This is a genomic window from Flavobacterium gelatinilyticum (assembly GCF_027111295.1).
Lineage (GTDB): Bacteria > Bacteroidota > Bacteroidia > Flavobacteriales > Flavobacteriaceae > Flavobacterium > Flavobacterium gelatinilyticum.
This window is the reverse complement of sequence record NZ_CP114287.1, coordinates 4,403,410-4,427,830: the sequence shown is the minus strand read 5'-3', so window position 1 is coordinate 4,427,830 and position 24,421 is coordinate 4,403,410. Positions and strand designations below refer to the sequence as shown.

Annotated in this window: 23 protein-coding genes; 10 read left to right on the top strand and 13 right to left on the bottom strand. The window is 34.6% G+C overall.

Annotation, left to right across the window (positions count from 1 at the left end; translation table 11 throughout):
• Nucleotides 1-26: 26 nt before the first annotated feature.
• A complete protein-coding gene (locus tag OZP11_RS19025) occupies nucleotides 27-1,202 on the bottom strand; it encodes a GlmU family protein (RefSeq protein WP_281232086.1) in 1,176 nt (391 codons plus the stop codon).
• Nucleotides 1,203-1,447: 245 nt separating this feature from the next.
• Nucleotides 1,448-1,702, bottom strand: coding sequence for a type B 50S ribosomal protein L31 (locus tag OZP11_RS19020; protein ID WP_011921626.1), 255 nt, complete (start codon nucleotides 1,700-1,702; stop codon nucleotides 1,448-1,450).
• A gap of 248 nt (nucleotides 1,703-1,950) precedes the next feature.
• On the opposite strand from OZP11_RS19020, the gene OZP11_RS19015 reads away from it, so the two are divergent.
• The 5 genes from OZP11_RS19015 (at nucleotide 1,951) to OZP11_RS18995 (ending at nucleotide 8,214) form a co-directional block, all read left to right on the top strand.
• Entirely contained in the window at nucleotides 1,951-2,481 is a 531-nt protein-coding gene (locus OZP11_RS19015; protein ID WP_281232085.1) for a DUF4199 domain-containing protein, read from the top strand.
• Between the two features lie 9 nt (nucleotides 2,482-2,490).
• The gene (locus OZP11_RS19010; protein ID WP_281232084.1) at nucleotides 2,491-3,447 is read left to right on the top strand and encodes a glycosyltransferase family 2 protein; all 957 of its coding nucleotides are present in this window, start codon (nucleotides 2,491-2,493) and stop codon (nucleotides 3,445-3,447) included.
• Nucleotides 3,448-3,604: 157 nt separating this feature from the next.
• Complete coding sequence (locus OZP11_RS19005; protein ID WP_281232083.1) at nucleotides 3,605-5,332, top strand: phospho-sugar mutase; 1,728 nt, start codon at nucleotides 3,605-3,607, stop codon at nucleotides 5,330-5,332.
• Nucleotides 5,333-5,554: 222 nt separating this feature from the next.
• Complete coding sequence (locus OZP11_RS19000; protein WP_281232082.1) at nucleotides 5,555-7,384, top strand: ABC transporter ATP-binding protein; 1,830 nt, start codon at nucleotides 5,555-5,557, stop codon at nucleotides 7,382-7,384.
• A gap of 128 nt (nucleotides 7,385-7,512) precedes the next feature.
• Nucleotides 7,513-8,214, top strand: a complete 702-nt coding sequence (locus OZP11_RS18995) for a hypothetical protein (protein WP_281232081.1) — start codon at nucleotides 7,513-7,515, stop codon at nucleotides 8,212-8,214.
• A gap of 194 nt (nucleotides 8,215-8,408) precedes the next feature.
• Here the strand turns inward: OZP11_RS18995 and OZP11_RS18990 are convergent, their stop codons facing one another.
• The 4 genes from OZP11_RS18990 to OZP11_RS18975 all read right to left on the bottom strand — a co-directional run bounded on the left by OZP11_RS18990 (nucleotide 8,409) and on the right by OZP11_RS18975 (nucleotide 13,958).
• Nucleotides 8,409-9,128 carry a CREC-EF hand family protein gene (locus tag OZP11_RS18990; protein WP_281232080.1) on the bottom strand — a complete coding sequence of 240 codons (720 nt, stop codon included), beginning with the start codon at nucleotides 9,126-9,128 and terminating at the stop codon, nucleotides 8,409-8,411.
• Nucleotides 9,129-9,225: 97 nt separating this feature from the next.
• The gene (locus OZP11_RS18985; RefSeq protein WP_281232079.1) at nucleotides 9,226-9,801 is read right to left on the bottom strand and encodes a hypothetical protein; all 576 of its coding nucleotides are present in this window, start codon (nucleotides 9,799-9,801) and stop codon (nucleotides 9,226-9,228) included.
• The gene (locus OZP11_RS18980; protein WP_281232078.1) at nucleotides 9,798-12,263 is read right to left on the bottom strand and encodes a TonB-dependent receptor; all 2,466 of its coding nucleotides are present in this window, start codon (nucleotides 12,261-12,263) and stop codon (nucleotides 9,798-9,800) included. The genes OZP11_RS18985 and OZP11_RS18980 overlap by 4 nt, the downstream gene beginning before the upstream one ends.
• Before the next feature lie 12 nt (nucleotides 12,264-12,275).
• On the bottom strand, nucleotides 12,276-13,958 hold the full coding sequence (locus OZP11_RS18975; protein ID WP_281232077.1) for a M23 family metallopeptidase: 1,683 nt from the start codon (nucleotides 13,956-13,958) through the stop codon (nucleotides 12,276-12,278).
• Between the two features lie 179 nt (nucleotides 13,959-14,137).
• Here OZP11_RS18975 and OZP11_RS18970 point away from each other — a divergent pair, with 179 nt between their 5' ends.
• The 3 genes from OZP11_RS18970 to rny all read left to right on the top strand — a co-directional run bounded on the left by OZP11_RS18970 (nucleotide 14,138) and on the right by rny (nucleotide 16,496).
• Nucleotides 14,138-14,428, top strand: a complete 291-nt coding sequence (locus OZP11_RS18970; RefSeq protein ID WP_281232076.1) for a hypothetical protein — start codon at nucleotides 14,138-14,140, stop codon at nucleotides 14,426-14,428.
• Nucleotides 14,429-14,433: 5 nt separating this feature from the next.
• Nucleotides 14,434-14,727, top strand: coding sequence for a cell division protein ZapA (locus OZP11_RS18965; protein ID WP_281232075.1), 294 nt, complete (start codon nucleotides 14,434-14,436; stop codon nucleotides 14,725-14,727).
• Between the two features lie 209 nt (nucleotides 14,728-14,936).
• Nucleotides 14,937-16,496: a ribonuclease Y gene (gene rny / locus OZP11_RS18960; RefSeq protein ID WP_281232074.1), complete on the top strand. Its 1,560-nt coding sequence runs from the start codon at nucleotides 14,937-14,939 to the stop codon at nucleotides 16,494-16,496.
• Between the two features lie 69 nt (nucleotides 16,497-16,565).
• On the opposite strand, the gene OZP11_RS18955 is transcribed toward rny, so the two are convergent.
• The 7 genes from OZP11_RS18955 to OZP11_RS18925 all read right to left on the bottom strand — a co-directional run bounded on the left by OZP11_RS18955 (nucleotide 16,566) and on the right by OZP11_RS18925 (nucleotide 22,974).
• Complete coding sequence (locus OZP11_RS18955) at nucleotides 16,566-18,176, bottom strand: PAS domain-containing sensor histidine kinase (protein WP_281232073.1); 1,611 nt, start codon at nucleotides 18,174-18,176, stop codon at nucleotides 16,566-16,568.
• Nucleotides 18,177-18,218: 42 nt separating this feature from the next.
• Nucleotides 18,219-19,115 (bottom strand): site-specific tyrosine recombinase XerD, encoded by an 897-nt coding sequence (xerD, locus tag OZP11_RS18950; RefSeq protein ID WP_281232072.1) that lies wholly within the window; start codon nucleotides 19,113-19,115, stop codon nucleotides 18,219-18,221.
• Between the two features lie 78 nt (nucleotides 19,116-19,193).
• On the bottom strand, nucleotides 19,194-19,817 hold the full coding sequence (locus OZP11_RS18945; RefSeq protein WP_281232071.1) for a porin family protein: 624 nt from the start codon (nucleotides 19,815-19,817) through the stop codon (nucleotides 19,194-19,196).
• Nucleotides 19,818-19,971: 154 nt separating this feature from the next.
• Nucleotides 19,972-20,556 (bottom strand): porin family protein, encoded by a 585-nt coding sequence (locus OZP11_RS18940; protein WP_281232070.1) that lies wholly within the window; start codon nucleotides 20,554-20,556, stop codon nucleotides 19,972-19,974.
• A 197-nt stretch (nucleotides 20,557-20,753) separates the two neighbouring features.
• Nucleotides 20,754-21,362, bottom strand: a complete 609-nt coding sequence (locus tag OZP11_RS18935) for a porin family protein (protein WP_281232069.1) — start codon at nucleotides 21,360-21,362, stop codon at nucleotides 20,754-20,756.
• Nucleotides 21,363-21,692: 330 nt separating this feature from the next.
• On the bottom strand, nucleotides 21,693-22,292 hold the full coding sequence (locus tag OZP11_RS18930; protein ID WP_281232068.1) for a porin family protein: 600 nt from the start codon (nucleotides 22,290-22,292) through the stop codon (nucleotides 21,693-21,695).
• 64 nt (nucleotides 22,293-22,356) lie between these two features.
• Nucleotides 22,357-22,974 carry a porin family protein gene (locus OZP11_RS18925; protein ID WP_281232067.1) on the bottom strand — a complete coding sequence of 206 codons (618 nt, stop codon included), beginning with the start codon at nucleotides 22,972-22,974 and terminating at the stop codon, nucleotides 22,357-22,359.
• Nucleotides 22,975-23,264: 290 nt separating this feature from the next.
• Here OZP11_RS18925 and OZP11_RS18920 point away from each other — a divergent pair, with 290 nt between their 5' ends.
• Both OZP11_RS18920 and aroQ read left to right on the top strand, forming a co-directional pair.
• Entirely contained in the window at nucleotides 23,265-23,822 is a 558-nt protein-coding gene (locus tag OZP11_RS18920) for a porin family protein (protein WP_281232066.1), read from the top strand.
• Nucleotides 23,823-23,941: 119 nt separating this feature from the next.
• Nucleotides 23,942-24,355, top strand: coding sequence for a type II 3-dehydroquinate dehydratase (gene aroQ, locus OZP11_RS18915; RefSeq protein ID WP_213259054.1), 414 nt, complete (start codon nucleotides 23,942-23,944; stop codon nucleotides 24,353-24,355).
• The last annotated feature ends 66 nt before the right edge of the window (nucleotides 24,356-24,421 follow it).

The window sequence follows — 24,421 nt, the reverse complement described above, 5'->3', positions numbered from 1 at the left end:
AATTTTCGAATTGACTAATTATCTAATTAATCCTTTCTCCATTTTTTAGTTTCTTCAAAAATGTGTTCTAAGATTGAAGATTCGACTTCGTCAAAATCAATATTTCTTCGGCTCATAACAAGTCTTGCCGTTTCAAAAGCTTTTTTGGTTACATAAGTCGTAAATCCCGCTGCACCGCCCCAGGAGAAACTCGGAACAAAATTACGCGGAAAACCAGACCCGAAAATATTGGCACTTACCCCAACCACAGTTCCGGTATTAAACATCGTATTAATCCCGCATTTACTGTGATCTCCCATCATTAAGCCGCAAAACTGAAGTCCTGTTTTTGCAAAACCTTCTGTTTCATAACTCCATAATTTTACTTCTTCGTAGTTATTCTTCAGGTTTGAATTATTAGAATCTGCACCAATATTACACCATTCACCTAAAACAGAATCACCCAAAAACCCTTCATGTCCTTTATTTGAATTAGCAAAAAGAACTGAATTTTTAACCTCTCCTCCTATTCTGGATCCAGGCCCAACAGTTGTAGCACCGTAGACTTTAGCCGACATTTTTACCATGGCGTTTTCGCATAATGCAAAAGGACCGCGAATAACAGTTCCTTCCATAATTTCGGTATTCTTACCTATATATATAGGTCCGGTTGACGCATTTAAAGTTACAAATTCCAATTTAGCCCCTTCTTCGATAAATACATTTTCAGGCGCAATAACGTTTACACTTTTCGGGATTGGCTGCGATTTTCTGTCTTCTGTCAAAAAAGCAAAATCAGCACGGATAGCGGCATCATTTTTAGAAAAAATATCCCAGGTATGTTCAACCGTAATGCTCTCCTCGTTATATTGAATGATTTCATACGAATCAAAATCAACTTCTTCCTGATTTTCAGATGAGAAAAAAGCAATTACATCGTCTCCTTTAAAAACAGCCTGATTTGGTTTTAAATCCGAAACCAGTTCTGCAAGCATATCATTTGGTAAATACGCGGCATTTATCATGATATTTTCTTCCATTTCTACCATCGGGAATTTGGCAGAAAGATAATCCTCAGTAATTGTTGTTATTGTCGAACCTAAACGGGCTTCCCATTTTTGACGAATCGTCATAATTCCGATTAAAATATCGGCAACGGGGCGTGTAAAGGTAAAAGGTAATAGCGCATTCCGGACGGGACCGTCAAAAAGAATGTAATTCATAAAATTAATTTAATGTGTTAAAATTTGTTTGGTTACCAAGACCAAAGTTACAAATATTTCTGTTTTACATTAAGCATGATTATGAGGAAATAGCCGCGAATTGACGAATTATTATTTGCGAAAACGTATTTTTAAAGCATTCGTAAAATCAAGTGCCTGCAAACATCTGTACTAATTTGTGAATTCGGGGCCATAAAAAAAAGCCTTCCAGATTGGAAGGCTTTTGTATTAGATAAAAACAGCTATTATTTTTTAGCGTGTTTTGCGTATTTAGTTTTGAATTTATCAATACGTCCTGCAGTATCGATAAGTTTAGATTTACCAGTATAAAATGGGTGAGATGTTCTGGAAATCTCCATTTTTACAACTGGATACTCAACTCCGTCAACTTCAATTGTTTCTTTTGTATCTGCTGTAGATTTAGTGATAAAAACGTCATCATTAGACATGTCTTTAAATGCAACTAATCTGTAATTTTCTGGGTGAATTCCTTTTTTCATCTTTTCTTTTATATTTATTGTTTGGAGTATTTTTATTTTGAAGCTTTCCCTTAATCCGAAAAGGTATAAACAAACAACACTCTTTTTGTTTAAAAATTTAATTATTTTTGAGTGTGCAAATTTACAATTCTTTTTTAATAAACAAATACTTAGCTCACTTTTTTTTAGTTAAATTCAGAAAGCTTTTTTTATCATAGCATAATGGGGAATTACTATATTTGTGGATTAATTTTAAAACATATAGAAATATGATTAATGAAGTTATAAAAAAGAACGGTATTAACTATGGTGTAATGATTGGTGTTGCATCTGCTTTAGTGACTGCAACTATTTATGCTGTTGATTTAAATTTGTTCACCGCATGGTGGATGGGTTTACTGGGAATAGCTATAAGTATTACAATCAGCATTCTTTTACTTTCTAAAACAAAGAGAGAATTAAAAGGTGTTTTTACTTTTAAAGAAGCTTTTACCACTTATTTTATAGCTGCAGTAGTTGGTATTTTAATTTCTACTTTTTTTAATATTCTCTTATTTAACGTTATTGACCCTGCTGCAAAAGACACCTTAAGCGAAATCATGATTAAATATACAGTTGGCATGATGCAGAAATTTGGAACTCCGGCAGCGGCCATCAATGAAACTATCGCAAAAATGAAACTTACAAATCCGTATTCTACTCTGGAATTATTAAAAGGATCAGTTTTTGCTATGGTAATCAGCGCCATTTTGGGATTAATTTTCGCAGCAATTTTTAAAAGCAAAACTATTCAAGAATAAAAAACATAAATGAATCTATCTATACTAATACCGCTTCTAAACGAGGAGGAATCACTAAAAGAACTCTATGCATGGATTATTAAAGTGATGCAGTCTAACAATTATTCTTATGAAATCATTTTTGTAGATGATGGAAGTACAGATGATTCGTGGCAGATTATCGAAGGTTTTTCAAACGAAAACCCAAATGTGAAAGGTATTCGCTTCATGAAAAACTTCGGAAAATCGCAGGCTTTACATGCCGGGTTTGCAAAGGCAAAAGGTGATGTTATTATTACTATGGATGCCGATTTACAGGACAGTCCGGATGAAATTCCTGAATTGTATGAAATGATTATCAATCAGAAATTTGATTTGGTTTCCGGCTGGAAAAAGAAACGTTACGACTCTGTTGTGGCAAAAAACCTGCCTTCAAAATTATTTAACTGGGCGGCCAGAAAAACTTCGGGCGTTGAATTAAACGATTTTAACTGTGGTTTAAAAGCTTACAAAAATGTCGTTGTAAAAAATATCGAAGTTTCGGGCGAGATGCACCGATACATTCCTGTTCTGGCCAAAAATGCAGGATTTGCAAAAATTGGCGAAAAAGTGGTTATTCACCAGGCCAGAAAATACGGAGAAACCAAGTTTGGAATGGAACGTTTTATAAACGGATTCCTTGATTTAATTACAATCTGGTTTTTATCAAGATTCGGAAAAAGACCTATGCACTTATTTGGAGCCATGGGATCTCTTATGTTCATTATCGGATTTTTATCTGCCGGATACATTGGGGTTTCAAAATTATTCCACATGTACAACGGAATGAAATACAGCCTGGTAACCAATAATCCCTGGTTTTATATTGCCTTAACTACCATGATTCTGGGAACGCAGCTGTTTCTGGCAGGTTTCTTAGGTGAAATTATTTTAAGAACCAAAAACAACGAAGAAAGATACAAAGTTTCACGCGAGGTTAACTTTTAACAAAAAAACAACTTCCCTTTCCCCTGAAATCATCAGGAGAAAGGGCTTTTTATGACAAATTATTACAACAAAAAAACCGCTGTAATTTTTTTACACAGCAGGAAATTTCTCCTGAAAAAATTCTACCTTAGATTAAACATTTTAAAAAGACATTTACATGAATATAGCTCCTAATATATTAGATGCAGTCAACGAATGGCTGACACCTACATTTGACCAGGAAACACAAGCCGCAGTTAAAGAATTAATGACTACTTCGCCAAAAGAACTTGAAGAAAGTTTCTATAAAAACCTTGAGTTTGGAACTGGAGGCATGCGTGGTGTTATGGGAATTGGAAATAACAGAATCAACAAATATACGCTTGGAAAAAACACACAGGGATTATCTGATTATCTTCACAAAGTTTTTCCAAACGAGCCTTTAAAAGTAGTCATTGCTTACGACTGCCGTCACAACAGTAATACTCTGGCAAAAGTGGTAGCTGATGTATTTTCGGCAAACGGAATCCAGGTTTATTTATTCTCAGACTTACGACCTACTCCGGAATTATCTTTTGCTCTTAAATATTTAGGCTGCCAGTGCGGTATCGTTCTTACGGCTTCACACAATCCGCCGGAATACAACGGATATAAAGTTTACTGGCAGGATGGCGGACAAATCGTTCCTCCTCAGGACGGCGAAATCATTAAAGTAATCGAAAATCTGGGTTACGATAAAATCAAATTTAATGCAAACGAAAGCCTGATTCAGTATATTGATACCGAAATCGACAAAGCGTTTGTAAAATCATCTATCGAAAACGCAAGTTTTAATACTCCGGCAGAAGCCAAAGACAACCTTCATATTGTTTTTACTTCACTGCACGGAACTTCTATAAAATCTATTCCGGACACTTTATCGCAGGCCGGTTACAAAAACGTTCACATTGTGCCTGAACAGGCTGTTCCGGACGGGAATTTCCCAACTGTAAAATCACCTAACCCTGAAGAACCTGAGGCTTTAACAATGGCTCTGGCTCTGGCTGACAAAACCAATTCAGACATTGTTGTGGGTACAGATCCTGACTGTGACCGCTTAGGTGTTGCTGTTCGTAACAACGACGGTAAAATGATTTTACTGAACGGAAACCAGACAATGGTTCTAATGACTTCTTTCTTATTGAAACAATGGAAAAAAGCAGGTAAACTTAACGGTAAACAATTCGTGGGTTCTACAATCGTTTCAACCCCTATGATGATGGAACTAGCATCAAGCTATGGTGTTGAATGCAAAGTAGGATTAACCGGATTTAAATGGATTGCCAAAATGATCGTAGATTTCCCGGAACTTCAATTTATTGGCGGCGGTGAAGAAAGCTTTGGTTTTATGGTTGGCGATGCAGTAAGAGACAAAGATGCGGTTGCTGCTACTTTATTAATATGCGAGGTGGCTGCACAGGCAAAAGCTGCAGGAAGCTCTGTTTACAAAGAACTTTTACAATTATATGTTGAAAACGGTTTCTACAAAGAATACCTGGTTTCTTTAACTAAAAAAGGAATGGAAGGTTTAGAGGAAATCAACCAGATGATGATAGATTTACGCCAAAATCCCCTAAAAGAAATCAATGGGCAGCGTGTGGTTATGGTCGAGGATTACCAGTCTTCGACTGCATTGAATTTATTGACTAATGAAGAATCTTCTATGGATATTCCAAAATCAAACGTATTGATTTATTATACAGAAGACGGTTCTAAAATCTGTGCAAGACCTAGCGGAACAGAACCTAAGATTAAATTCTACATCAGCGTAAATGCCGAAATCGAATCGGTTTCAGATTTTGATGAAGCTGAAAGTTTCTTAGATCAGAAAATCCAGAATATTATTTCTGACATGAAGTTGAACTAAATAATATAAAAACACAGTTTCACTACACTAAATAGTATTTTTAAGACATTACAGCTTTGAATGCACTGTTCAAAGTTGTAATGTCTTTGTCATTTAAAAGAAAAACAACCAAAAGAAATTGAAAATAGATCAATTGAATTACTTTTGTAGCTTAAAATATCTCAAAAACAAATTAAACTCGTAAGAGTCATTACCATAGCAAAAAAAACAATATTCACAAAAATGAGTAATTTCAAAAAAATAGTTCCTTTTATATATCCATATAAAAAATACGCATTCCTAAACATTTTCTTTAATGTTTTGTACGCTCTTTTCAGTACACTATCCTTTATGGCATTGATCCCGATGATTCAGGTGCTGTTTGACAAAACAAAAAGAAACACCACCATTCCAACTTACGAAGGAATTACGCATATCAAACAATATGGTGAAGATTATTTAAGCTACTACATTACAACTACCACAGACAGCCACAACACAGGATTTACACTTGCGGTTATGGTAAGCGTAATTATTTCTATCTTTTTATTAAAAAACCTGGCCGATTATTTAGCGATGTTTTTTATCACTTTTCTAAGAAACGGTGTTTTAAGAGATATGCGAAATGCGATGTACAAAAAAACACTGGAACTGCCTTTGGCTTTTTATTCTGAAAAAAGAAAAGGAGATGTTATCTCCAGAATTTCTGCCGATGTCAACGAAGTTCAGACTTCTTTTCTTGCCATACTGGAACTCATTGTAAAAGAACCGCTTACAATTGTTTTTACTATTATTGCAATGCTGATTATCAGCGCCAAACTAACATTGTTCGTATTTATTTTTATTCCGGTATCGGGTTATTTAATTTCCATAATTGGAAAACAGCTTAAAAAACAATCTACAAAAGCACAGCAGGAACAAGGGACTTTTTTATCTACTATCGAAGAAACAATAGGCGGATTAAAAGTGGTAAAAGGATACAATGCTGAAAAATATTTCAATGGTATTTTCCAAAATTCTACTGATCGTTTTTTCTCTTTATCAAACAGCATTGGAAACCGTCAGAACCTGGCTTCTCCTGCAAGTGAATTTATGGGAATTACCGTAATTGCAGTATTGCTTTGGTACGGAGGACAAATGGTTTTAATTGACAAAACATTAGACGGCGCAGCCTTTATTGCTTATATGGGACTTGCTTATAACATTCTGACTCCTGCAAAGGCGATTTCTAAAGCTTCTTACGGAGTTAAAAGAGGAAATGCCGCCGCAGAACGTGTTCTTGAAATTTTAGATCAGGAAAATACGATTGTTTCAAAAGAAAAAGCAGTTGAAAAAACTACTTTTGACAACAATATAGCTGTTCAGAATATTAATTTTAAATATGAAGACGAAACGGTTTTAAAAGATTTTTCTCTTCAAATTCAAAAAGGACAGACTGTTGCTCTTGTTGGACAATCAGGAAGCGGTAAAAGTACAATTGCCAACTTACTTACCCGTTTCTACGATGTTAATGACGGCTCGATTTCTATTGACGGCATTAATATTAAAGATATGGATCTTCATTCGCTTCGCAGTTTGATGGGACTGGTAACTCAGGACAGTATTTTATTTAACGACACTATTAAAGCCAATATTTCTTTAGGAAAATTAGACGCAACAGATGACGAGATTATCGAGGCGCTTAAAATTGCCAATGCGTATGAGTTTGTAAAAGAACTGCCTCTTGGAATTTACACTAACATTGGCGACAGTGGAAACAAACTTTCGGGAGGACAGAAACAACGTTTATCAATTGCCCGCGCTGTACTAAAAAATCCGCCGATTATGATTCTGGATGAAGCAACATCTGCATTGGATACCGAAAGCGAAAAATTCGTTCAGGTGGCGCTTGAAAACATGATGCAGAACAGAACTTCGATCGTAATTGCACACCGACTTTCGACTATTCAAAAAGCAGATGTGATTGTTGTAATGCAAAAAGGACGAATCGTTGAGCAGGGAACTCACGAACAGTTAATTGCGCTAAACGGCACTTATAATAAACTGGTAACCATGCAGTCTTTCGAATCGTAAGACACCTATTACCCGATTCATTTACACAGATTAAGGAAATATTAAAACTCCGTTTAATTTCTTTAATCTGTGTTTATTTTTTATAACTTTAGGTTGATTAAAAAGCAAATCCTGTAACGCCTTCTGAAATGTATCTGAACAATCCAAACATAAAATTACCAGACGATCCTGATACCATAGTTTGGAAATACCTTGATTTATCGAAATTTTTGGATTTATTGCTTTCAAAGAAATTATTCATGTCGCGTTCGGACAAGTTTGAAGATCAATACGAAGGAACTTTCAGCGAACCTACTTACGAAGAGATTAAAAAACTCGCCATTGACAATCCTGACTTTTTAAATTACTACAAAACACAACGCGAAAAAACAGCCATTAGCAGCTGGCATATTAACGAATACGAATCGTTTGCCATGTGGCAGATTTTTACAAAAAATAACGAAGGTTTAGCCATACAGTCTACAATTGGAAGACTGCAAAAAGCAGTAAAGCCAGAAAACAACTTTGACCAGTATATTGGCGAAGTAAACTATATAGATTATAAAAAAGAATACATTCCGTTTGATGATTTATTTTTTCCCTTTCTCTTTAAAAGAAAAAGTTTTCAGTACGAGCGCGAAGTCCGCATCCTTACCGACACATCAAAAAGCAATATCAAACTAAACGACGGAATAAAAATTAATGTTGATATCAATCAGTTAATTGAGAAAATCTACATTCATCCAAAATCTGAAAACTGGTATAAAAAACTGGTAATAGAATTAGTGGAACGTCTGGATTTTGGTTTTGAAATCGAAAAATCAGATCTGGAAAGTGATATTTTAATTTAAGGTGCTGAGCTTTTTTCTTACCCATTATTAAAGGTTTTAAATTAATTCACAATCGTAACTAAAAATAAAAGAAAACCGTTTAGAAATTTATTTCCTAAACGGTTTCTTTATTTTATAAAAGAGGAAAATCCTCTCTAATCTTTTTAATCTGTGGCAAAACCTTAGCACCTTAGAATCTCAGCACCTCAAAACCTTTAAATAGGCTTATAAGCCTTAACTTCCCATTTTTTAGAAGCCAGATCTATATAATTATAATGCAACACATCGTTTTTATCAAACTGACCATTTTGGTTGGTATCTTCGATAGTTCTGAAATACAAACGGTTTTTAGATTCGATTAAGTTCCAATCTACTAATTCTTCTAAATCAGCTGAAACTTTAGTAAAATTTTCACCGCTGATATCACTTAAATATAAAGTTTTAATATCGCTGGTATCAATTTTCCCGTCTTTATTAGTGTCTGAATCTGTCAGTGTGTAAACCATAATATTATTATGTGTTCTATCTGCAACAGTTTTCAAATAAGTAGCCGTTAAAATTAAAACCGGTTTATCAGATAAAGGTCGAATCGAATCTGAATCGACTTTTTGGAATTTTAAGTTCTGAAGATAACCCGTAATTTCATATTCACCTAAATTAGAAATGGTAAAACTGACGTCATTTACACTTGAAGTACCAAATCTAGCTTTCGATCCTCTTTCCAAAACTCTTAAATCCCCAACTGGGTGAATTAAATAATTCGTTCCTTCCATCTGAATCGGAAGATCGGCGATCTCAATTTGAGTCGTATCGGTTTTCGCAATACTTACTTTGTTTGAAGCAGCGTAGCTTACTTTCGGTTTTTGAACTTCTTCCCGGCAGCTAATCAACGTTCCGATAATTACTAAGGCTATATATTTAAAGTACTTTCTCATCGATAAATTATATTCAATTATCAAATATACTATTTTTGATTGTAATTTTTGGTTTTATTGAATTTTACTAAGGTAAAGATGTTTAGAAAAACAAGTCCTAAATACCCAAAAATATGATCCATTGCTGTTTCAAAAAATGAATTTGAAAAATTTGAAGTTCCTTTTTTCGGTTTTCCTCCTGAATTCTAAGTGTATTTTCTTTTGAGTATATTCCCGTACCACAAATAAAACCACTTTCTCTTGGTTTTGGTTTTCGGTTTCCCATAACATATAAATTATCTGAAAACAAACCCCAAGTTGGAACTTTTTCTTCATAGAGAATATTAATCACACCAATAAAAGTACCATAATCTGTAGTTGAACCAAAATGAATTTTAGCCCCATTTACACTATCATATCTTTTTACTAAATCTCGAGCAAAAAATTTTAGTTCATTTAGTTTTCGCAGTTCTTTGGATTTCTTTTCATTAAAATCAAAAACTTTATATTTTCTTAAATCTGCTACTTTGTATTTTTCGAAATCTCCTTTATTTGGAACTGAAAAATCTAGAGAACCATAAACCTTAAAAGCATCCACTTTATAAAAATGATAAAAACAAAACAAAGGAATCAAAACCAAAGAAATCATTCCCGGAACGTAAAAAATCTTTCGTTTTTCACGTTTTTCGATCATAACCTCGCATTCAGTTTTACATTAAAAACCCTTGAAGTCATATAATTTGGAATGGCATATTGATTTTTAGAATACACATCGCGAACCCAGGTATTCGTTATCGCATTTTGGTTATTAAAGAGGTTAAAAATTTCCAATCCAAGAGACAATTCCTTGAAGTTTTTCAGCCAGCTTGTTTTAGAACTTTGCGTGCCGGCATCAACAAAAACTTTTGCAAAACCAATATCTGCCCTTCTGTAATCGTTTAATCGGTTTTGATATAAATACGGATCAGAATATGCTGGCGCGCCACCCGGCAATCCTGTATTATAAACCAGATTCAGATATACTTTTACACTCGGAATATTAGGCATATAATCCTGAAACAACATGGCAAATTTCAAACGCTGATCTGTCGGACGTGCTATATATCCTTTATTTTCGTAATTCTCTTCGGTTTTTAAATAGCCAAAACTCACCCAAGATTCAGTTCCCGGCACAAATTCTCCGTTTAACCTAAAATCAAACCCCTGTGCATAGGCTTTTGCATTGTTATTGGCAAGATAACGAATTCGGACATTATCGATCGAATACACATTTACATCCGAAAGTGATTTATAATAAAGTTCCGTTACCCATTTAAAAGGACGGTTCCACATCTTGAAATTGTAATCATTGCTCAAAACTACATGAATCGCTTCCTGCGCTTTTACATTCGGATTCACAACACCGTCCAGATCACGAAGTTCTCTGTAAAACGGCGGCTGATGATACAATCCTCCCGAAATCCTGAAAACCATATCGCGGTCCCAATCCGGTTTGATAGCAAACTGTGCACGCGGACTTACAACAAACTGTGTTTTCCCTTCTTCTAAAGCTCCTGCTACATTCCAACCCTGAAAACGCGCTCCGATATGGTACCAAATCTGGTTTGAGCCCAGTTCTGATTGTTTGTTCCACTGCGCATATCCAGAAAATCGGTTTATGGTATTAAAATTTGTAGCACGAATATTTTGATACGGCAAAAGAGGTCCGGTATAAGGTGTATAAGGCTGATTATTTTCAGGCAGAATTATCAAAGGCGGATTAATCGAAAAACCGGCCGAATCAATTACCTCCCACTCTACTACCCTGTCCCGAATGGATTCTCTGGTGTATTTTAACCCGAATTCGAGCTGGCTTTCTTTCCAGTCTTTCGAACCTTTTAATTCGACATTGGCAATTAAGGCGTCCAAATCATTACGGGCATGATTTAACTGCGAACCTATACCTCGGGTAAAATCTATTCCACCGGCATTTGTTGGATCTTCGGCATCAATATTTCCTAAACGATATTGCGCCAGAATATCAAAATGTTCTTTTTCTGTAGTATGAAATAACGAACCAATTAATTTTAAAGTAAGCGATGGCGAAACTTTATAAGTCGTTTTTAAAGCTCCAAAATAAGTATCGTACTGATCTTTTTCCTGGCCTTCATAATAAACCGCAAGTGCCATTGGCTGGTCGATTGTTCCAAACTTAGTCTCGCGGGTTAAAGGCTGGTATAAGTATTTATTCTGAGAAATATTTCCTAAAAAGCTCATCTGCCATTTTTCAGAAATATCATAATTAATATTGGTCTGAATGTCGGCAAAAGTCGGCGTATAATTCGTCTGCGTGTCCTGACTGTTTACCAGTAAGCTGTTATTCCTGTAACGAACACCTGTAACGGCTGACCATTTTTTATTTTTTGAAACCAAATCTACAGAAGCGCTTCCGCCTAAAAAACTGGCCTCAAGTGATGCGCCGAATTCAGTTGGCTTTCTGTACGTAATATCCAAAACAGAAGATAATTTGTCTCCAAATTTAGCCTGAAATCCTCCTGCCGAAAAATCAACATTCTGAACCAAATCGGTGTTGGTAAAACTTAAACCTTCCTGCTGGCCTGAACGGATTAAGAACGGACGATAGACTTCGACTTCGTTTACATAAACTAAATTTTCGTCGTAATTACCGCCTCGAACTGCGTATTGTGTACTCAGTTCATTATTTGAATTAACCCCCGGAAGCGTTTTTAGAATATTCTCTATCCCTGCATTTGCACCGGGAATCTTTTTGATAGCTGCGGTTTCGATATTGGTAATTCCCTGAACTCTTTTTCGGTTTCGGGACGATACAAAAACTTCTCCCATTTGTTCCTGAGAATTATTCATTACAGGATTAAAAACAAAAACTTCATCCGGCTTTAAGTTTACCGTTAAGCTGATCATTTTTAATGAAATATGGGTAAAAATTATAGAAGATTTTTTATTTGAAACTACATCAATTTCAAAATAACCATTCAAGTCAGACTGAGCATGGCTCTTGCCTGATGTAATGTTTACGTTCGAAACAGGATGATTTTCGTTATCTAAAATAATTCCCTTTACATGTGCATTTTGGGCAAATGAAATACAAGTAAAGCACAAAAAAAGCAAAGCGGATATAAACCTGTTTTTATTCAAGGATTTGGGGTTTTATTTTTGTTGACTTCTATAAAAATGAGTTTCAAAGATAGTAGAATTTCCTACATTATCAATCACTTCCATTTTTAAAAAGTTTTCTCCTTCCACCAAATACTGTTCATCAAATACATGAGTGATTCTTCTGCTCTTATTTTCATATTCAAATAAAACCCAGCTTCCGTTTAAGTAACCGTTGTACGATTTGATTCCGGATGCAGCATCGCCAATTGTAAAATCAATTTTCTTGTCACTGCTGATCCATTTTCCTTCAATTGGTTTTAGAATTTTTATAACAGGCGGAATGGTATCTAAAACCAAACCATACGCTCCCAGTACTTTTGCCTTGGCCGTAAAAGTATCGCCTTTTCGTATTGTTCCGTTATGACTTGTTCCTCTTCCAATATACAATTTATCACGCAGCGATTCCGGGTATGTCGTATCTTTTATTGTAATTGTAAAATTAGAATGTACAGGAACCGTATCATCGTGAATATAAACTTTGTTATTTCGAACATCAAAATTCATATTAAAATCTTCATAGAAAGTTCCTGCCGGAAAGAAAACCGACATATTGTCTTTCTCGAAAATATTGTCTTTGTTGTATCTAACAAAATATTTGGAAGTTACCGGCTCAGACTGCACAAGAGGTATTGCAGTATCGTATTCTATAGGTACATTGATCGAATTTAAATTTCCGAAATAATCCGAAACTTCAATTCGGTATATAGACGCTACATTTGGCTCAGCCGAAACAATCCCTCTAAGCGAATCGGTTTTAATGATGCTTAAAGGATAAAATGTTTTCATAAAAAGTTTCTGGATACGCTGACTGCTTTTTTTGTATCGCGGATAATCGATTAAAGCATTGATATAACGCATTTCATCAAACGAATAGGTATTAAACTGATAGTTATAATTTTGGTTTCCGTTTAAAAAAGTCGAAACATTAAAAACCCCGTTTCTGTTATGCGAAACATCATCAGAATCTACAGCATTGATTCCGAAGCCCATTTTTCCGTTTGATTTGACTTTTCCGGCAAGATACGTTCCGTCTTTTTGCAATGTCATACTTAACAATAAAGGCTGTTTGGACTGATTAACTGTTGCATTATCCAGAGGATAGACATATAAACTGGATAAAACAGGTTTTTTGGTATCTTTTAAATTTTGGTCAAAGCCAAAGAAAATCGGGTTGATTACAAATTCTGTTTTTGAATCGCGGATTTCAAAATGAAGATGCGGTCCTTCTGAAGATCCCGTATTTCCCGAAAGCCCGATTACCTGTCCCTTGGTTACCGGAAGTTCATCCGGTTTTGGAAACATTTCAATTTCATAAGCCTTCTCTGCATAATGCGTTTTTTTTACATAATCCTGAATAGGCCCAAACGCAGTCTGCAAATGCCCATAAACCGATGTATACCCGTTTGGATGCGTTATATAAATACATTTACCGTTTCCAAAAGTCGAAATCTTTATCCTTGACACATAGCCGTCAGCAATGGCATACACATTCAATCCCTCTCTCTGATTCGTCTTTAAATCAAAACCGGCATGAAAATGATTCGGTCTCAACTCTCCGAAATTTCCCGAAAGCTGCATCGGAATATCTAACGGCGGACGAAAATAATCTTTAGGATACTGTGCTTGAGCAAATAAGAAAAAACTGTAAAAAAAGGCAGGTATTATAAATTTCATAAATAACATTTTTGCTAAGATAAAAAATTACCAGTTAAAAAAGTAACAGAATAAGCCAAAAAGACAATTAACTGAATTTCACATATTTGTTTATTTTTAATGTAAAAAAATCGATAAAAAATTGCATTAATAAAAAGGAATACTAACTTTGTAGGATTAAGTAATGAATAGGATTTATAATGAGTGTAATTGCCGAAATAATTGATACTCTTGAATATAAAGTCGAAAAGCTTTTTGAAAAATCAAAAGGCCTGGAACGAAATAATCAGGATTTACGATTAGAATTAGCCAAAGCCGTGCAAATTATCCAGAAACAATCTGAAGAAATTGAAGCTTTGAAAAAGCAGCACGATACACTTAAAATAGCCAATTCGTTGCTCGGCAGCGACAATAACAAGAGAGAGACAAAGCTTAAAATAAATTCATTAATTCGCGAAATTGATTACTGTATAGCACAACTATCAGATTAGAAAACATGGACGGAAAGCTTAGAATTAAAATATCAATTGCTGACCGCGTTTACCCGCTAACGGTTGAACCAGCTCAGGAAGAAGGACTTAGAAGCGCCTCAAAAAAAATTGATGCTATGATCAGGCAATTCGAAGAAAGTTACGCAGTTCGCGACAAACAAGATGTACTGGCTATGTGCGCATTGCAGTTCGCATCGCAGGTGGAACAAAAACAAATTGACAACGCAATCGATGGAGAAGAAACCATCGAAAGAATTAAAAGACTAAATTCGCTTTTAGATCAATATCTCGAAAACTAAACGTTCTTTACAAGAAACTAAGATACTGCCTACATTAGTTCACAATTGGTAAACTCAACACTAACAATTTAGAATGAGCAAATCGTCGCTACTATAGTATGCCCTCCTCTGGCTGGGAAACTTGAACAGTGAGTTAGCTCAAAACTTGTCTTTACGAGTTTATTCAAGCAATTAATGTAGGCTTTTTTTATATATAAACCCTAACAAACATGGACACCATAACGATCATTATTGGTATTGTAGGTATTGCGGCAGGTTTTGCAATAGCTAAAATTATCGAGAAAAGTAATATTTCAAATCTAATCAAAAACGCTAAAAAAGAGGCAGCTTCCATTTTAAAAGATGCTAATTTAGAAGCCGAAAATATTAAAAAAGACAAAATCCTTCAGGCAAAAGAGCGTTTTATTGAACTAAAATCAGAGCACGAACAAGTTATTTTAGCGAGAGACAAAAAAGTTGCCGAAGTAGAAAAACGAGTACGCGATAAAGAATCTCAGGTTTCTAATGAGCTTTCAAAAGCAAAAAAAATAAACGAGGAATTTGAATCTAAAACAGCTGAATACAATAACAAAATCGAGGTTTTAGACAAAAAACAAGCCGAAGTAGACAAATTACACAAAAGCCAGTTACAGCAGCTTGAAGTAATTTCAGGTCTGTCTGCAGAGGAAGCAAAAGAGCAGTTAGTTGAAGGTTTAAAAGCCGAAGCTAAAAGCAAAGCTATGTCTCATATTCAGGAAACTATCGAAGAGGCAAAACTTACTGCACAGCAGGAAGCTAAAAAAATCATTATCAATACTATTCAGAGAGTAGGAACAGAAGAAGCAGTTGAAAATTGTGTTTCTGTTTTCAATATTGAATCTGATGATGTAAAAGGACGAATTATTGGTCGTGAAGGGCGTAACATTAGAGCTTTAGAAGCAGCAACAGGAGTTGAGATCATTGTTGATGACACACCGGAGGCTATTATCCTTTCTTGTTTTGACCCTGTACGAAGAGAAATTGCACGTTTGTCGTTACACAAACTAGTTACTGACGGGCGTATTCACCCGGCCCGTATTGAAGAAGTGGTAGCTAAAACTGCTAAACAAATCGACGACGAAATTATCGAAGTTGGAAAACGTACCGTAATAGACTTAGGAATTCACGGTTTACACCCGGAATTAATTAAAGTTGTAGGTAGAATGAAATACCGTTCTTCTTACGGACAAAACTTATTACAGCACTCAAGAGAAGTTTCTAAACTTTGCGGTATCATGGCTGCAGAATTAGGACTAAACGTAAAACTGGCAAAAAGAGCCGGTTTACTGCACGATATCGGTAAAGTGCCGGATACAGAAAGCGATTTGCCGCACGCCTTATTAGGTATGCAGTGGGCCGAAAAATACGGTGAAAAAGACGAGGTTTGCAACGCTATTGGAGCTCACCACGACGAAATTGAAATGAAATCATTATTATCACCAATTGTTCAGGTTTGTGATGCGATCTCAGGAGCAAGACCGGGAGCAAGACGTCAGGTACTGGATTCATATATTCAGCGTTTAAAAGATCTTGAAGATGTCGCTTACGGATTCAGCGGTGTCAAAAATGCTTATGCAATTCAGGCAGGAAGGGAGCTTCGTGTAATTGTTGAAAGCGAAAAAGTTTCTGATGATAATGCCGCAAACTTATCTTTTGAAATTTCACAAAAAATCCAGACTGAAATGACCTATCCGGGTCAGGTTAAAGTAACGGTAATCAGAGAGACCAGAGCAGTAAACATTGCAAAATAATCTCTTCTATATAAACAATAAAGGCTGTCAAATGACAGCCTTTATTGTTTTATACAATTTCTAAATCTTTTAAACATCATTAAAGACAATTTTAAAGCTCGTTCCTTCTCCAACTATACTTTCTACAGAAACAATCGCTTTCATAGCCTCTATTTGATTCCTGGTGATATATAAACCAATTCCTCTCGCCTCCTGATGCTTATGAAATGTTTTATACATTCCAAACAATAAATCGCCGTACAGTTCCAGATCAATTCCTAAACCATTATCTGTAATTTTTAAAGACTTATGACCATCCGCTTCAATTCCAAAATCGAATACAATAACTGGCTCACGATCCGGATGCGCGTATTTGATTGCATTGGTTGCAAAATTCAGCAGGACACTTTCAAGGTACGCGGGGTTAAAATTAATCGTGACATATTGAGGCACATTATTTACAATCGTAACTTTCTTTTGTTTGTCATGCCCTTTTATAGCCGCAATTGTTTTATCAATATACTCAGACAATCGTAAAGGCACCACTGCAATATTAATATTGCTTTGCGTTTTAACAATCTGTGTTAAATTCGAAATGGTTTCATTTAAATCATTTGATACCGTACGGAGATGTTCCAGCATTTCGGTAACTGTTTCCCTGTCGCCATCGGCATCAATAAAATCAAGGATCGACTTTATATTTCCTGCCTGTGTATTTAAATTATGAGAAACGATATGCGAAAAATTCAGCAGACGACTGTTCTGGTCGCTGTAAAGCTTCATTGTTTTCAGCAATTCCAGTTCCTTTTCTTTTTGCAGTGAAACATCAGTATGAGTACCAATAACACGCAGCGGTTTACCGTTTTCATCGCGTTTGATCACTTTTCCTCTGTCCAAAATCCATTTGTAATTACCGCTTGACGTCATGACGCGATGGTAATTTTCGTAATACGGGATTTTGTTGTCAAAATGTTCCTGAATATCCGAATAATATTTTGGGAGATCATCGGGATGCACGATTTTGTCCCAGCGTTCCGGATCATCAAAAATATCTGCCGATTCTAATTCTAAAATCTTAAGGGAAAGCGAAGAATAAAAAACAGTATTGGTTGTCATATCCCAGTCCCAGATTCCGGCTGTAGAAGCTTCCAGAGCAAACTGAAAGCGCTCTTCTGAAATACGCAGCCGTTCTTCTTTATCTTTTAATTCGGTTATATCCGAAACGTGACCATAAAAACTTACTCTTTTATCAGGCGATAACTCCGTTTTAGCAGAAACTTTAAACCAGCGAAGTCCTTTTTTAGGCAGAACAGCCCTGAATTCAATTTCCCACGGAACTATTTCTTTTTTAGCTTTTACTAAAGACTGAAAAAACAATTCGCGGTCCTGAGGCAGTACTCTTTCGTAAATTACCAACTTAATATCATCTGTAAATTCCTTTTCTGAAAGTTCAAAAATATCATCAACAGATTTACTGACTAAAGGAAAAGTGTATTGATTATTCCTATCAATTATAAACTGAAAAAGAAGATCCGGCATTTCGGCAAACAGTTTTCTGTAGAAATTATTTACCTCCAGGCAATCCTCATTACTATACAAATCAAAAACCATATACCATCGTTTAAGCAAGTAATTATGAAAACGATTCTGATTTAAAAAATCGTTGTTTCCTAGTTCTGTTCCTTTAAATTCTGAATACAAGGTACTGTTTTTTTGATTTAAAAAAGCTTTTTCGTAAGAAAATTATTTCCTTGGATGATACGAATGCATCACTTCTTTTAAGAAACTTCGGTCTAAATGCACATAAATTTCTGTAGTGGTAATCGATTCGTGCCCCAGCATTAACTGAATCGATCTTAAGTCGGCGCCATTTTCGAGCAAATGTGTTGCAAACGAATGGCGCAGTGTATGCGGACTGATGCTTTTCTTTAAACCAATCCTTACTGCAAGATCTTTTATAATCGTAAAAATCATGGCACGGGTAAGCTGATTGCCTCTTCGGTTTAAAAACAGGGTATCTTCGCAGCCTTTTTTAATATTTAAATGCGAACGAATTTCATTCTGATAAATCTCGATATATTTCTGTGTCAGTTTACCAATAGGAACAAATCGTTCTTTATTTCCTTTTCCGGTAATTTTCATAAATCCTTCTTCAAAATACAGATCGGATATTTTAAGCGCCACCAATTCTGAGACACGAAGACCGCAGCCGTACAAAGTCTCCAGCATGGCACGATTTCGTTCGCCTTCATTACTGCTTAAATCAATTGCAGCAATAAGGGCGTCAATATCTTTAACAGATAAGGTATCCGGAAGTTTTCGTCCTGTTTTGGGACTTTCGATTAATTCCAGCGGACTGTCGTTTCTGTAATCTTCGAAAATCAGATAATTAAAAAAACTTTTCAGTCCGGAAATAATCCTGGCCTGAGATCTCGGATTTACTTCTTTCGAAACCGAATAGATGAATTGCTGCACCGTTTCGTCTGTAATTTTTACAGGCGAAACATCAATCTGGCTGGTTTCTAAAAAAAGACACAATCGTTCGATATCAAAGCTGTAATTATCTATTGTATTTTTAGACAAACCCCTTTCTATACGCAGATACGACTGATAATCTTTTATATAATTACTCCATTTCATACGTTGCAAAGTAAATCATTTTTGACATAAAAAAACCTTCCTAAATGAGGAAGGTTTGGAATAGTTTAAAACTTAAAATTAGAATTTATAACCTGCCGATAATGAAAAAACGCCATTGTGAGTTTTTGAATTATCTCCCGGCTCAGTTTTCTCTATTTTAGTTATTCCCAGATTATAGCGGGCATTCACGAAGAAATGCTCTGTAAAATCGTAACCGGCACCTAAATTCAGTCCAAAATCAATTGACTGAAAACTGTCTTTAACATCACCTTCAACAGTCTGGTTATAACCGTCTAATTTGGTTTTTGTTTTTGCTGAAACTAAAAATCCCAGTTGAGGACCTGCTTCTATTGAAAATTTTTCTGCCGCATAATATTTAAACATTACCGGAACATTGATATAATCCAAATTAAAACACACATCTCCTGTATAAAGATCTCCATTTACCACAGCACCAACATTCGTAAATTTCGCACCCTGAGTAGAATATAAGATCTCAGGCTGTAAAGCAAATTTTTCAGAGAACTTAATTTCTACAAAACCTCCCGCATTAAATCCAAAACGCGAATTTAAATCGAGACCGTCTGTGTCTCCGTTAAGACTAGAAACATTTAGTCCTCCTTTAAAACCATATTTAACTTCCTGAGCACCGGCAAAGCCAAATGTCATAACTGCAATTGCAGCTAAAATAATTCTTTTCATTTTTTTGATTTGTTTTTGGTTAAATTACGAATCAAATGTAAATATTTATTTATAAAAACATAATTGTGATATAAACATTTTTAAACAAAATAAAACGCATAAAAAAACCTTCCTGAATGAGGAAGGTTTTAAATATTTTGGTTGTCTCTAAAAATTAGAATTTATATCCTACAGACAATGAAATAACATTATTATTTACTCTGTAACTATCTACAAAATCTTCCCAATCTTCATAATCATCATTAGTATCAACAACATTAGCAAGACCTAAATAGTAACGAAGATTAACTGATAAATTTTCAGTAAAATTGTAACCTGCACCAATATTAAAACCTGCATCAATAGACTTGTAAAGATCTTTCACATCTTCGCCATCCGATTTAGCAGATACTAAAAACCCAATTTGCGGACCAGCTTCAACAGAAAACTCTTTTGTTATATAGTATTTAGCCACTACTGGAATATTCAAATAATTTAAATTCGTATTGTATTTCTCACCGAAAAACTTCTCTTTGGCACCTTGAGTAGAAAACACAAGTTCCGGCTGAATAGCTAATTTCTCAATAATTTTGATTTCAGCAAATCCGCCAACATGAAAACCTACCAATGAAGAAACACCACTAGCATCTCCGCCAAGTGTTGAGATATTCAAACCTCCTTTTACCCCAAATCTAGTTTCTTGTGCATTGGTAAAACCAAATGCCATAACTGCGATAGCAGCGAAAATTATTCTTTTCATTACAATTTGTTTTTAAGTTATAGGCGTCAAATATAAAAATATTCTTCACAATTGGCGTGCATAATTTTAACAATTTAAATCTTAATTTAAGATTTATTGTTAAAATAACTTCTACATCATACTTTTTTAAACTGCTGTCAAATAAAAAACCCTTTCTAAATTTAGAAAGGGTTCTTATAAATCTTATTATGGTAAGATTAGAATTTATATCCAACAGATAAAGAGAATACGTTATTGTTGATTTTGAAGTCTGCTCCATCTTCAGTTTTTGCGATGTTAGACAAACCTAAGTTGTAACGTAAACCAACTGAAAGATTTTCTGTAAAATCATATCCAGCACCAAAGTTTACACCAAAGTTGATTGACTCATAAAAATCTTTAGCATCTTCATCTCCTGACTCAGAAACACCTGGACCTGAAGTTTCCCATTTTTCTTTTGCACTAACTAAAAATCCAATTTGCGGACCTGCTTCAACACTAAATTTCTCTACAATATAATATTTAGCCATCACAGGAACATTGATGTAGCTTAAATGAGTTTTATACTCAGAGCTATATCCAAATTCAGATTCTTCTGATTTAGCTCCTTGAGTAGAGAATAAAAGCTCTGGCTGGATAGCGAATTTATCAGAAAGTTTGAATTCTGCGAAACCACCAACTTGAAATCCAATTAGAGATTTTGCGTCTTCAACATCTCCACTAAAGTTAGATAAGTTAGCACCTGCTTTAACTCCGAATCTAGTTTCTTGCGCATTTGAAAATGCAAAAGCCATTACTGCCACAGCAGTTAACATAATTTTTTTCATTCTTAAATTTGTTTTGGTTAAAATTTATCGGGTCAAATATAAAATTAATACTGTTAAAGAAAAAAGTTGTTTTTTAACAAATAAAGTAGTAATAGATTTCTAAAATGTTAATTAAAAACCAAATAAAAAATTAGACGCTAAAAATAATACAGAATAATCGTGCTAATTGATCGTGTTTTTGCTATAAATTCAGTAAAAATCAATCTTCTTTTTCTTAAGGCAAATCATTATTTTATACCCAATTCGTTTAATTCAAAACAAAAAGCCTTTTCATTTACATGAAAAGGCTTAAAAAATATATCAAAAGTTTGGTGAAACTTTTACTTTTTTTTAGAATTTGTATCCTACTGTTAATGAAATCACACTGTTTTTAGCCTTGGCAAAATAATCAGATTTATAAACATTAGTCAAACCAAGATTGTAACGAGCTCCAACAGAAAGATTCTTAGTAACATCGTATCCTAAGCCAAAATTAAGACCAAAATCAACTGAATTGCATAGTCTTTTTATATCGTCATTAGATGATACAGTTCCATAATCGTCAGTAACTTTATATTTTGATTTTGCTGACAATAAGAAACCTATCTGAGGACCTGCTTCGATGTTTAACCCTTCAATAACATAGTATTTAAACATTAATGGCACATTTAAATATCCAAGGTTTACTTTTTCATCAGATGAAAAATATGCCTTTGAATATTTAACTCTTACACCTTGAGCAGAATACAAGATCTCTGGCTGGAATGCAAAATTCTCAGAAACTTTAAATTCTGCAAAAGCACCAGCTACAAATCCAGTTTTCATAGAAGCAGATTCTAGTTTAGTTAATTTATGAAAATCAACTCCACCTTTAATTCCAAATTTAACATCTTGAGCATTTGCCCATCCAAACGTCATTACTGCAATAACAGCTAAAATAATTTTTTTCATTTTTTTGTTTTTTTTTAAATTACTGCACAAATGTAGGTTTTTTCTTTCAATTAAACAAAATTATTTAAAATTTATATCCGGCAGTTAGAGATAATACCCTGTTTTGTAATTTCGAATCGCCATATTCTCTCTTTGTGATATTGGATAATCCAAATCCATATCGAATACCAAAAAAAACATTTTCAGTAAGATTATAACCCAAGCCCGCATTTAAAGCAAAATCTACAGTCTGAAACATATCTTTGGCGTCTGAAGATCCCAAACTTACTCCTTCCATCTTTATCTTTTCAAATTTTGCAGAGGTCAAAAATCCAATCTGCGGTCCTGCCTCTACATTAAATTTTTCAGAAATATTATATTTAAACATCACCGGAACGACAATGTAAGAAAGCTTCCAATCTGTACTCAGCATATAATAATCTCCATCAAATTCTGCTGGGAGGTTTGTAAATTTTGTACCCAGGGTAGAATACAAAAGTTCCGGCTGTACGTCGAATTTATCTGAAAGCTTAATCTCGGCTATAACACCCGCATTAAAGCCTGTCTTTGATTTTACATTGACTTCGCTTTCTGCCGTCCAGTTTGTGATATTTACTCCTCCTTTAACTCCAAACTTAATTTCCTGGGCGTTTGTTAGACCAAATGTTATTATAGTAATAACAGTCAAAACTTTTTTTTTCATTCCTTAAATCATATCTCTATTAATACTAACAAAAATAAGATTTACACTACAAAATAAATTCCTAATAAGTCTAAAGGATGTCAAAATAAGGCAGAATAACAAACTACTCAAAACACAATTGAAAATCAGTGCTTTAAAACATCTCTTAGTTTCCATTTCTTCAAAAAACACTTGTAAATGGGAATTTTAGTAATTATTTATTCCAAAATATAATGCAATAAAATCCTAAATATGTAGTTTTGAATTTAGACAATATTTTAAAATACCAATTTTTTAAAAAAAACCTTTTTATGAAAAAAATACTTTTGGCAGCTGTATTGTTCTTGGCAACATCAGCGGCAGTACAAGCACAATTACTAAAGATCGGGGTTAAAGCAGGGGTTAACTTTGCAAATCAAACCGGAGATTTTCCGGAGGCAATTAACAAAGATGGAATTACTAGTTATCATGCTGGTTTGGTTGCTGAGGTAAAATTATTAGATAAATTTTCTATTCAGCCAGAGCTTTTATACTCTACTACGGGAGCATCTTATAAATTTAGTGATGTAAGCGAAGACATCAAAAATGAACTTGGATATATCTCTATTCCGGTTATGGCTAAATTTTATTTGAATAACACATTCAGTATTGAAGCAGGGCCTCAAGCTTCTTTCTTAGTAAGTGAAAGAAATGATTTTAATGTTAAAAACGGTGAAACTTTTGAATTTGGGCTTAACGCGGGATTAGGAGTAAAACTTACCGAAAACTTCTTCTTACAAGGTCGTTATGGTATTGGATTAACCGAAGCTTCAAAAAATGCTGACGTTAAGAACTCAGTATTCCAGATTTCTGCCGGATTTATGTTCTAAAAAATATCACATACTTTTATAAAAACCGTTTCAATTATTTGAAGCGGTTTTCTATTTTTACACTAATTTGTGAAATGTAAAATGTCTCACATTAACTTAATTAAAACTAAATTGCCTTTATGAAAATCTGCATTATCAACGGACCCAATTTGAATCTTTTAGGAAAAAGAGAGCCAGAAGTTTACGGAAGCCAGACTTTTGAAGATTATTTCGAAACACTGCAGCAAAAATTCCCAAACATCGAACTATCGTACTATCAGAGTAATATTGAAGGCGAACTGATTGGTAAAATTCAGGAATGCGGCTTTACATTTGACGGTATTATCCTCAATGCGGGCGCTTATACTCATACTTCTATTGGTTTGGGCGATGCCATGAAAGCGGTAACCACTCCGGTTATCGAAGTTCATATTTCGAATACGTATGCCCGCGAAAGTTTCAGGCATCAGTCGTATTTATCAGGAAATGCAAAAGGGGTTATTTTAGGTTTTGGATTAAAAAGTTACGAACTGGCGATTCAGTCTTTTTTGTAAATCGTTATTTAACAAATTATTAATAAGCTCATTTTCGGGTTGTTTTATTTTTGTTAGAGAAACCAG